We start from the raw sequence: 10,937 nt of genomic DNA on the forward strand, positions 1-10,937 counted from the left end.
GACGAAAAATGCGGGCTTTTGTCCGTACTGCTCAGCGATAAGAAAGGCCGGGGGGAAACCTCCGGCCTTTTGCTATATGCGGGGGGAAGCCTCGTTGCGTAGCACCGGCGCCACCGCATTGTTGTCGATCATGGTCGCGGCGTCGTTCAGCGCCTGGGCTTCGCTCCGGGTCGCCCCATCGACAGTGTCGTCGCTTGGCGATCCGCATCCGGAAAGGGCAACAAGGGCAAGCAGGGCAAGGACGCGCATGGTCTCTTCTTGCGCCTTCTATCTCCGCGAGACAAGAAAAAGGGCCGCCCCGCTCCCCGGGACGACCCTTGATCATGCAAGCAGGAGCAGGCCCTTACTTCTTCATCGAATGCCCGGCGTCGATCATCGCGTTGCCAGCGGCACCGCGCATCTTGTCGGCCGCCGAACCGGCCTTGTCGGCGGCGTTCTGTGCGGTCGCCTGAGCATTGTCGAGCGACGATGCCGCAGAGGCCATGGCGTTGTTGGTTGCTGTATCGACCGTGCTGGTCGCGGCAGCAGCGGTTGCATTGACGTCGGCAGCCATCGAGTTTGCGGCTTCGGCGGTGTCGTTCTTGGCTTTCGGGCTGCAAGCAGCAACGCTGGCGGCAACGGCGATGACGGCGACGAGTGTAAATTTCTTCATGGGAAACTCCCCTTTATGTTATTAAACCGGCCCCGTCCGACACCCCCGTTGCGGTGCCGTACGGGCGGAACGGGGAATATCCCTGTGCCCGGTGCTTGGCAATACGGCTTGAGATGCACGCTTTCGATTGACCGCATATAAAGAATTCTTTATATGCGCCTCCCATGATCGAAGTCATCGATATTTTCCGCGCGCTGGCGGACCCCACCCGACTTCGGATCGTCGCGTTGCTGCGCACGATGGAATTGTCGGTCGGAGAGATGGCGCAGGTGCTTGAACAGAGCCAGCCACGGGTTTCGCGTCACGTCCGCATCCTGTGCGACGCGGGGCTTGCGTTTCGTCGTCGCGAGGGCAGCTGGGTGTTCCTGACGCCCGCGCCTTCCGCGCTGGCAATGCCCTTGTTCGACCTGCTCGATGCCACCCAGCAGGACGATCGCCAGCACCGTGCTGATGAGGCCCGGCTGGCAGCAGTACGCTCCGACCGGACCGCAGCGGCGTCGCGCTATTTCGCGCTTCACGCCGACCATTGGGACGCGATCCGGTCGCTTCACGTCGCCGAAAGCGCGGTCGAAGCGCGGATGCGCGCCGTGCTCGGCGACCGCATCGGCAGGCTGGTCGACATCGGCACCGGCACCGGCCGTATCATCGAACTGTTCGGACCGCAGGCAGATCACACCATCGGCATCGACCGCAGCCCCGAGATGCTGCGGCTGGCGCGCGCAAAACTCAGCGAGAGCGGTGCCGACAAGTGGGAGCTGCGCCAGGGCGACCTCGCGGCGCTCCCGCTCGCCGATGGCAGCGCGGATACCGTCGTCCTCCACCAGGTGCTGCATTATATCCCGACCCCCGAAGCCGCGCTGGCAGAGGCGGCGCGGCTATTGTCACCGTCTGGCCGCCTGCTGATCGTCGATTTCGAAAGTCATGACCGCGAGGAGTTGCGCCAGCAGGACGCCCATGCCCGCCTCGGCTTTTCGGACCGCCAGATGGCGACCTGGTTTGCGGCGACGGGCCTGTCGCTCGACCGCACTGAAACGCTCGATGGCGGCGAACTCACGGTAAAACTCTGGCTGGCATCGCGACCGGCCTCCAGAAAGGCGATTGCGGCATGACCCCCACCATGAATCAGCTAGAGGAAGCCCGCCGCGCGATCGATGCGCCGCTGTTTGCCGACCTTGCAGGCGATGCGAATGTCTCGTTCGAATTCTTCCCGCCCAAGACCGACCGCATGAACGAGACGCTGTGGGAGGCGGTGCGCTCACTCGAGCCGCTGGCCCCGCGTTTCGTATCGGTCACCTATGGCGCGGGCGGATCGACCCGTGAGCGCACGCATGCCACTGTTGCCCGGATCGTGCGCGAAACGAATGTCCCGGCGGCGGCGCATCTGACCTGCGTCGATGCCACGCGCGGCGAAATCGACGAGGTCGCTCGCCAGTATTGGGCTGCCGGCGTGCGTCATATCGTTGCGCTGCGTGGTGATCCGTCCGAGGCAGGGTCGGCATTTGCGGCACATCCCGATGGCTACGCCAGCGCCGCGGACCTGGTCACGGGTCTAAAGAAAATCGCCCCGTTCGAGATTTCGGTCGCCGCCTATCCCGAAACCCACCCCGAAGCACCGAGCAGCGCCGCCGACATCGAGAATCTAAAGCGCAAGATCGACGCCGGTGCCGACCGTGCGATCACGCAATTCTTCTTTTCGCCCGAAGCCTTTTTCCGGTTTCGCGACCGGGCGCGGGCGGCGGGGATCACTGCCGAGATCGTGCCCGGTATCCTTCCGGTGTCCAGCGTCGCGCAGACTCGCAAGATTGCCGGCGTCTGTGGCACGTCCATTCCACCATGGATGGACCGACTGTTCGAGGGTCTCGACGCCCATCCCGGCGCACGTCAGTTGGTGGCGGCAACCGTGGCCGCCGAACTGTGTCGCAAACTCTATGCCGGGGGCGTCCGCGACTTCCACTTCTACACGTTGAACCGTGCCGAACTAAGCTACGCCATCTGTCACCTGCTCGGCATCCGGCCCCATGCCGGTGTCCAGGAGCAAGCCGCATGACCGCCCGCGCGCAATTGATGGCCGCAGCCGCCAAACGAATCCTGATTACTGATGGCGCGTTCGGGACCGAGATCCAGAACTATCGCCTGGACGAGGCCGCCTATCGCGGAACCCTCGAACTGACGCGCGATCAGAAGGGCAACAACGACATTCTGGCGCTCAGCCGCCCGCAGGTAATCGACGCCATTACGCGCGACTATCTGGAGGCCGGGTCGGACATCGTCTCGACCAACACGTTCAGCGCGAACCTGATCAGCCAGGCCGACTACGGTGCCGAACATCTGGTCCGCGATATCAATCTTGCCTCCGCCGGTATCGCGCGCAAGGCCGCCGATGAATTCGAGGGCCGCGACGGGCGCAAGCGGTTCGTCGCGGGGGCCATCGGGCCGACCAACAAGACGCTGTCGCTGTCCCCCGACGTCAACGATCCGGGCTTTCGCGAAATCACCTTCGATTATCTGAAGGATGTGTACCGCGAACAGACCGACGCGCTGCTGGATGGTGGTGTGGATTTCATCCTGATCGAAACGATCTTTGACACGTTGAACGCGAAGGCCGGAATCATGGCCGCGATCGAGGCGGGCATTGCGCGCGGCATCGACGTGCCGCTGATGATCTCGATGACGCTGACCGACCTGTCGGGGCGCAACCTGTCGGGGCATACGGTCGAGGCATTCTGGCATGCGGTCCGTCATGCCAAACCCGTCACGATCGGGCTGAACTGTTCGTTCGGAGCGCAGCAATTGCGCCCGCATGTGAAATCGCTGTCGGCCATCGCCGACACGCTGATCATGGTATATCCCAATGCAGGGCTGCCCAATGACCTGGGCCAATATGACGAACTTCCGGAGGAGACTGCGGCGCTGGTTCGTGAATGGGCCGACGCTGGACAGGTCAATATCCTCGGCGGTTGCTGCGGATCGACGCCTGCGCATATCGCCGCAATGACGCGGACGGTGCGGGGTTTGCCGGGGCGGGCGCTGCCAGTGCCGCCGGTGGTGACGCGGCTTGCCGGGCTGGAACCAATGATCCTCGCGGCCTGACGCTTGTTCCCCTCTCCCCGGCCCTCTCCCCAGACAGGAGAGGGAGATAAAGAAAACATCATGAACCAGACTTCGGCCTCCTCAACCTTCGTCAACATCGGCGAACGCACCAACGTCACCGGCTCGGCGGCGTTCAAGAAAATGATCATGGCGGGCGACTACGCCAAGGCCGTCGAAGTCGCGCGCCAGCAGGTCGAGAACGGCGCGCAGGTCATCGACATCAACATGGACGAGGGGCTGCTTGATTCCGAGTTCGCCATGACGACGTTCCTGAAACTGATCTCCGCCGAACCCGATATCGCGCGTGTGCCGTTCATGGTCGATTCGTCGAAATGGTCGGTGATCGAGGCGGGGCTAAAGTGCGTTTCCGGAAAGCCCATCGTCAATTCGATCAGCATGAAGGAGGGCGAGGAACAGTTTCTGACGCAAGCCCGAAAAGTCATGGCCTATGGTGCCGCCGTCGTCGTCATGGCGTTCGACGAAGTGGGACAGGCCGACACGCAGGCGCGCAAGGTCGAGATTTGCGGGCGGGCCTATGACCTGTTGCTGGGCATCGGCTTTCCCCCCGAGGACATCATCTTCGACCCCAACATCTTTGCCATTGCGACGGGGATCGAGGAGCATAACAATTACGCCGTGGACTTCATCGAAGCCTGCAAGGAAATTCGTGTCCGCTGCCCGCACGCGCATATCTCGGGTGGGCTGTCGAACCTGAGCTTCTCGTTCCGGGGAAACGAACCCGTGCGCCGGGCGATGCACAGTATCTTCCTATATTACGCAATTCCCGCCGGCCTCGACATGGCCATCGTCAACGCCGGGCAACTCGACGTTTACGACACCATCGACCCGGAACTGCGCGACGCCTGCGAAGACGTGATCCTGAACCGGCGCGAGGATGGCACCGAGCGGCTGGTCAATCTGGCGGAGAAATATCGCGGAACCGACGCGGTCGCGGAAAAGGCCGCCGAGGAATGGCGTGGCTGGCCGGTGACAAAGCGGCTGGAGCACGCTCTGGTCAAGGGCATCGACATGTATGTCGTCGATGACACCGAGGAGTGCCGGCAGGCCTTCGCGAGGCCCATCGAGGTCATCGAGGGTCCGCTGATGGACGGCATGAATGTCGTCGGTGACCTGTTCGGCAGCGGCAAGATGTTCCTGCCGCAAGTCGTGAAATCGGCGCGCGTGATGAAAAAGGCGGTCGCCCACCTGATCCCGTTTATCGAAGCCGCCAAGGAGCCCGGTGCGCGCGCCAAGGGCCGTATCATCATGGCGACGGTCAAGGGCGATGTGCATGACATCGGCAAGAACATCGTCGGCGTCGTGCTCCAGTGCAATGGCTATGAAGTCATCGACCTTGGCGTGATGGTGCCGTGGACGACGATCCTGCAGGCCGCGAACGAGAACGACGCCGACATGATCGGCCTGTCGGGGCTGATTACCCCGTCGCTCGACGAGATGGTGACGATGGCCGAGGAAATGCAACGGGCAGGTTTCACCATGCCATTGCTGATCGGCGGCGCGACGACGTCGAAGGTCCACACCGCGATCCGCATTGCGCCTGCCTATGCCGGGCCGGTGATCCATGTGCTGGACGCAAGTCGTGCGGTCGGCGTGGCTTCGACATTGCTGTCGGATACCCAGCGCGATCCGTTCGTGGCGCAGACGCGGGCGGATTATGACGCCGTGCGGATTGCGCGGGAGGGCAAGGGGCAGAACGCCCTGCTGCCGCTCGCCGAGGCGCGGGCCAACGCGTTCCCGACCGATTTCAGCAATCCGGTCCCGGCACCTTTGCAGCCGGGGGTTCATTCGTTTCCCGATTGGCCACTCGACGACTTGCGCGAACTGATCGACTGGACGCCTTTTTTCCGGGCGTGGGAACTTGCGGGCAATTACCCCGCTATCCTGACCGATGAGGTTGTCGGTGAAAGCGCGACCGGCCTGTTCGTCGATGCGCAAGCGATGCTCGACCAGATTATTGCCGAGAAATGGCTGACGGCAAAGGGCGTCGCAGGGCTCTGGGCCTGCCGTCGCGACGGCGACGATGTTCTGATCGATAATGGCCCGCGCATTCCCTTCCTCCGCCAGCAGATCGCCAAGCGCGAAGGCCGCGCAAACATGTGCCTGGCCGATTTCGTCAGTCCCGACAGCGATTGGATTGGCGGCTTTGCAGTGACCGCCGGACATGGAATTGACCCGCATTTGGCGCGATTTAAGGCAAATCACGACGATTATAGCGACATTTTGTTGAAAGCATTGGCCGATCGTTTGGCCGAAGCGTTCGCCGAACGCCTGCATCAACACGTTCGCACAACATTATGGGGCTATGCGCCGGGCGAACAATTGACCAACGAGGCGCTGATCAAGGAACAGTATCGCGGTATCCGTCCCGCGCCGGGTTATCCCGCCTGTCCCGATCACAGTGGCAAGCCTGTCCTTTTCGAACTGCTCGACGCGACCAACGCCACCGGGATCACCATGACCGAATCCTTTGCGATGATGCCGACGGCGGCGGTCTCGGGCTATTATTTCGCCCATCCCGACAGCCAGTATTTCGGCGTCGCGCGCATCGGCGAGGACCAGTTGGCCGATTATACCGTGCGGCGCGGTGTCGATGCCGATGTCGCGCGGCGCTGGCTGCGTCCCAATCTGGACTAACGGGCGCAGTTTTTTGGCTGTCCTACGCTGCGGATTTCTGTCAGCCCGTGTCCGCCCGAAACAGGTGAGCCCCGGGTGTAGGAAATTTTATGTCTGATTTAGAGTGAATCCTGTGACTCTAGCGACCCTCGCACTTCTCGCGCTGGCCGCTCCGGCTTCAGCGGCGGCGGCCGGACCTTTTTCGATTGCGGAAAACGGCCGCAGCTTTTTCCGGCTGGACGATGCGATCAAGGCGTTGGGCGGCAGCGGCGGCACTATCGTTGTCGCGCCGGGCACCTATCATGAATGTGCGGTTTTCAGCGGCGGCGCGCTCAGCATCCGCGCCCAAACACCGGGCAGCGCGATCTTCGACGGGGTGGCCTGCGAGGGGAAGGCGGCGCTCGTGCTGCGCGGCCTCAGCGCCGAGATCGACGGGCTGGTGTTCCAGAACATCCGCGTTCCCGATCGCAATGGTTCGGGCATCCGTCTCGAAAAAGGCGACCTCCACGTCACCCGCACGACTTTCCGCAATTCGGAACAGGGCATCCTCAGCGCCGGCGATCCGAACGGTACGGTGGCGATCGACCACTCGACATTTTCCGGGCTGGGCGGCTGTCCCGATGGCACCTGTTCGCACTCGATCTACATCGGCGACTATGGCTCGGTGACGATCAGCAAGGTCCGCTTCGAACGCGGCACCGGCGGCCATTATCTTAAAAGCCGCGCGGGCCGGGTCAGCGTGCTGGACAGCAGCTTCGATGATTCGAATGGCAAGGCGACCAACTACATGATTGACCTACCCGAGGGCGCGGTCGGCACCATCGCCCGCAATGTTTTCGTTCAGGGCAAGGACAAGGAAAACCATTCGGCCTTCGTCGCGGTCGCCGCCGAACAGCGCAACCATCCCTCGGCCGGGCTGGTGGTCGCCGACAACATCGCCTCATTCGCCCCCGGCGTTTCGTGGGGCAGCAGCGTATTCGTCGCCGACTGGAGCCACGAGCCGCTGAAGGTCGGCGCCAACAAGCTCGCCTCCGGAATCAAGCTCTTCGAGACGCGCTAGGGGCAGGTGCTCGCCCCGGTGCCGAGGTTAATGCACTGGCCATCGACCGTCGGCGTCGGCACCTTCGCCAGCGCGGCGAGGGTGGGGGCAATGTCCACCGTCTCGACCGGAGTAGCGCGCGTTTCCGCGTCCGCTCCGGGCCACCAGAACAGGATCGGCACCTGCCGGTCATGGTCCCAGGGCGAGCCATGCCCGGCGACCGTATCGCCCATGGTTTTGGGAATGCCAAAGCTGGTGTGCGCGGCATAGGCGACGGCGATGTCACCCGATCGCTCGGCGTCGTAGCTCTCGTGGAACCGCTGCGCCATCGTTAGTCGGTCGGGCGCGGTGTGCGGCGGGACGGTGGCGGCTTCGACCTCGGCTCGGGTGAACACGTCGCGCACTTCAGGCTGTTGCTTCAGCCACGCGACGGTCGCCGCACGGACCTTGTCGCGCAGCGCCTCGTCGGGGCCGACGTTGATGTAAAGCTGTTGCAAATCGCTACCGACGATCGGTTCGTAAGTGATGCCGACCTGCTGGCCGACGGCCTTGTTCAGCCGCGAAATCAGCGCACCATCGTCGATCCGGCTGGCGGCAGGATCGTGTCCGGCCTCGCGTTCGGCGGCATCGGTCGCACCATGGTCGGCGGTCAGCACAACCACGAACGGGACCCCGGATTTCTGCAGACCAGTCAGCAGTCGCCCGATCGAGGCATCGAGTGCCGCCTGCTGGACGCACATTTCGGCACCGCCATTCCCGAACCTGTGCCCGACGTAATCGGTTGCCGACAGGCCGATCGCCAACACGTCGGTGGCGGGCCCGCGTCCCAGGTCATTGCGGGCGATCACGTCTTGCGCGAAGTCAACGATCGTCGCATCGAACAGCGGCGAGGAACGCAAATTATCCTGAAATTCAGAAGTCAGTAGAAAGTCGGGCGCCGTCTCGGCGCCGACCGAAACCTCCGGCGGGACCTTGCCCGAAATAGCCATCTTGCCAAAGCGGAACGGCTTTTGAAGCGCGGTGCAGCCGCCGGTCGCCGCTGGCCACAGCGTCGGTGGTGCCTTCGTCCAATTGTCGAACAGGGCCTTGTCGAACGCGCGCACCGGCTCGGTAGTGGCGGGGATCGCGGGGCCTGCGAAATGCGATGTGGTAAAGCCTTCGCCATCGACCCACCAGTACACGCCGTCGGCATTCTTGCCCGCCATCGTGATCGCCGCGCGGTCCTTGCCCGAAACCGCAAACGACCGCGCGCCCGGCTGGGCGGCTTTCACCCAGTCGCCCAAAGTCGTCACGCGCATGTTCTGTGGGCCACGGGCATTGGGCTCCGAGGACGCGGGGGTTGCTACGCAATAGATGTTTGACCCGGTCTTCACGTCGTACCAGCTGTTGGCGACGATGCCGGTCGCGGCAGGATGGCGACCGCTGAGGATGGTCGAATGGCCGGGGCACGTCTCGGTCGCGGCGTGGCTTTGATAGCCGACCGGAAAGGCAATGCCGCTTGCCATGGTCTTCAGGCCCAGCGTGTAACCGGGACGATAACGCTGGAAAAGTTCGGAAGAAAACTGGTCGACCGAGATCACCACGATCAACTTGGGCTTCACCGGCGGCGGGGCGGACTGCGCGCTGGTCGTCGACGAAAGCAACGCCAGCGCGACGGCACCAAGAGTGTGACGAACCAAAATGTCTCTCCGTATTCAAATAAGTTTTGCCAGCGTATTGCCGCCCGGCCAAGGAGTCTCGCATGAAGACCATATATTTCTGGGTCGTGACACTGTTGTCAATCTGGGCGTCTCCAACGCTGGCCCAGACGACGCATATCAAGCCGCGCCTGGTCGCCGAAATAGCGGAACCGCTGGCCGGATCGGCGATCACGATCGCGGTCGAGATGCGGACTGAACAGGGTTGGCACGGCTATTGGAAAAACCCCGGAGAGGCGGGTTTTGCGCCGCGCTTCGTTTGGCAACTGCCAAAGGGAGCGACCATCGGCGAGGCGGTGTTCCCGGTGCCGCGCACACTCAAGATCGCGGGCCTGATGAACTATGTGTTCGAGGATGACCATGCGTTGTTGTTCACCCTGAAAACACCGACCGGCCTCGCGGCGGGTACCGCGTTGCCCGTGCGCGTCAGGATGGACTGGCTGGCCTGCACCGACCAGGTCTGCGTGCCCGAACGGGGCAGCTTCATGCTGGACCTGAAAATCGGATCAGGGGCCACGACGGGTCGCCCGCAGTTCGACCAGTGGCGGGCCCGGCTGCCGACGCCGCTCGGGTCGGTGGTCCGGTTCGAGCGGAGGGACGGACGGGTGCGGCTGGCTATCCCCTACCCAGCAACCGCCTCCGTCACCGAGGCGCATTTCTTCCCAACGAGCAGCGGCATCATCGTCGATGCAGCCCCGCAGAAGTTCAGTCGTTCAGGTGACTTGCTGATCGCCAGCCTTGCTGCGCCCAAAGACGGCAGTGGCATCCCCTCCGGGGTGCTGTTGGTCGGTGGGCGCGGGCTTGAGGTAAGCCCGCAGCCTGGCGCGGTCCCGCGTGAGGGCGCACCGCTCGGCGAGCAGGTCAGCACTTGGTCCATCGGTGTGATAATGCTGGCGATCGGTGGCGCGCTGCTCGGCGGGCTGATCCTCAATGTCATGCCCTGTGTGTTCCCGATCCTCAGCCTGAAGGCGCTTTCACTGACGAAGGCGGGTGGCGACGAACGCGCGGCGCGGCGCGATTCCCTGGCTTATTCGGCGGGCGCGGTCGTGGTGTGCGTGGCGTTGGGGGCAACGATCCTCATCCTGCGGGCGGGGGGGAGCGCGGTCGGCTGGGCCTTCCAATTGCAGGACCCGCGCGTCATCGTGCTGCTGTTGCTACTTGTGATGGCGATCGCGCTGAACCTTGCCGGGTTGTTCGAACTGCCCGCTATTGGCGGCGGCATCGCGGCGCAGGGCAATGGGTTTGTCACAGGAGCACTGGCAGCGTTTATCGCGACCCCGTGCACCGGACCGTTCATGGGCGCCGCGCTGGGGGCCGCGCTCGTACTGCCGCCAATTGCCGCGGTCGCGGTCTTTGCGGCGCTGGGCCTGGGGCTGGCGCTGCCGTTCCTTGCCCTCGGCTATATCCCTGCGCTGCGCCGCGTCCTGCCCAGACCCGGCGCGTGGATGGCGACGATGCGGCGGATTCTTAGCGTGCCGATGTTCCTGACCGCGCTTGGCCTCGGCTGGCTGCTCGGTCGGCAGGCGGGGGTCGATGCACTGGTGATCGGACTTGGGCTAGCGCTTGTTTTGGCACTCGGGCTCTGGTGGACGGGGTTGCGCCAGCGTGGGGGCAGGGCAGGGCTGATAATCGGCGCGGCGATTGCGATCGGGTGTGGAGTCATCGGAGTTCTGACCGTGCCGCAGTCGGCCCCATTGTCGATCGCCGCGACCGACGCGCTGAAATCGGGAGCGTTTTCGGAACCCCGACTGGCAGCATTGCGGGCAGAGGGGCGACCGGTTTTCGTCTATTTCACCGCCGACTGGTGCCTGACTTGCAAGGTGAA

At 63.7% G+C, this 10,937-nt stretch carries 9 protein-coding genes; 6 read left to right on the forward strand and 3 right to left on the reverse strand.

From position 1 onward, the window contains the following. Window positions 1-72: 72 nt before the first annotated feature. A complete protein-coding gene (locus tag Q0R02_RS01305) occupies window positions 73-249 on the reverse strand; it encodes a hypothetical protein (RefSeq protein WP_293880146.1) in 177 nt (58 codons plus the stop codon). A 94-nt stretch (window positions 250-343) separates the two neighbouring features. Then, window positions 344-652, reverse strand: coding sequence for a hypothetical protein (locus Q0R02_RS01310; RefSeq protein WP_293880147.1), 309 nt, complete (start codon window positions 650-652; stop codon window positions 344-346). A gap of 164 nt (window positions 653-816) precedes the next feature. On the opposite strand from Q0R02_RS01310, the gene Q0R02_RS01315 reads away from it, so the two are divergent. The 5 genes from Q0R02_RS01315 (at window position 817) to Q0R02_RS01335 (ending at window position 7,436) form a co-directional block, all read left to right on the forward strand. Next, on the forward strand, window positions 817-1,761 hold the full coding sequence (locus tag Q0R02_RS01315) for a metalloregulator ArsR/SmtB family transcription factor (RefSeq protein WP_293880148.1): 945 nt from the start codon (window positions 817-819) through the stop codon (window positions 1,759-1,761). Beyond that, window positions 1,758-2,699 carry a methylenetetrahydrofolate reductase gene (metF, locus tag Q0R02_RS01320; RefSeq protein ID WP_293880149.1) on the forward strand — a complete coding sequence of 314 codons (942 nt, stop codon included), beginning with the start codon at window positions 1,758-1,760 and terminating at the stop codon, window positions 2,697-2,699. Before Q0R02_RS01315 ends, metF begins: the two co-directional genes overlap by 4 nt. Continuing rightward, window positions 2,696-3,742 (forward strand): homocysteine S-methyltransferase family protein, encoded by a 1,047-nt coding sequence (locus Q0R02_RS01325; RefSeq protein ID WP_293880150.1) that lies wholly within the window; start codon window positions 2,696-2,698, stop codon window positions 3,740-3,742. The genes metF and Q0R02_RS01325 overlap by 4 nt, the downstream gene beginning before the upstream one ends. Before the next feature lie 60 nt (window positions 3,743-3,802). Continuing rightward, complete coding sequence (metH, locus tag Q0R02_RS01330) at window positions 3,803-6,397, forward strand: methionine synthase (RefSeq protein ID WP_293880151.1); 2,595 nt, start codon at window positions 3,803-3,805, stop codon at window positions 6,395-6,397. 112 nt (window positions 6,398-6,509) lie between these two features. Next, the gene (locus Q0R02_RS01335) at window positions 6,510-7,436 is read left to right on the forward strand and encodes a right-handed parallel beta-helix repeat-containing protein (RefSeq protein WP_293880152.1); all 927 of its coding nucleotides are present in this window, start codon (window positions 6,510-6,512) and stop codon (window positions 7,434-7,436) included. Here Q0R02_RS01335 and Q0R02_RS01340 read toward each other — a convergent pair. After that, window positions 7,433-9,094, reverse strand: a complete 1,662-nt coding sequence (locus Q0R02_RS01340) for an alkaline phosphatase family protein (protein WP_293880153.1) — start codon at window positions 9,092-9,094, stop codon at window positions 7,433-7,435. The genes Q0R02_RS01335 and Q0R02_RS01340 overlap by 4 nt on opposite strands. Before the next feature lie 62 nt (window positions 9,095-9,156). Here Q0R02_RS01340 and Q0R02_RS01345 point away from each other — a divergent pair. Then, a partial coding sequence (locus tag Q0R02_RS01345; protein ID WP_293880154.1) for a protein-disulfide reductase DsbD occupies window positions 9,157-10,937 on the forward strand: 1,781 nt, incomplete at its 3' end.

It is taken from the genome of Sphingomonas sp. (assembly GCF_025353885.1).
Classification (GTDB): Bacteria; Pseudomonadota; Alphaproteobacteria; order Sphingomonadales; family Sphingomonadaceae; genus Sphingomonas_O.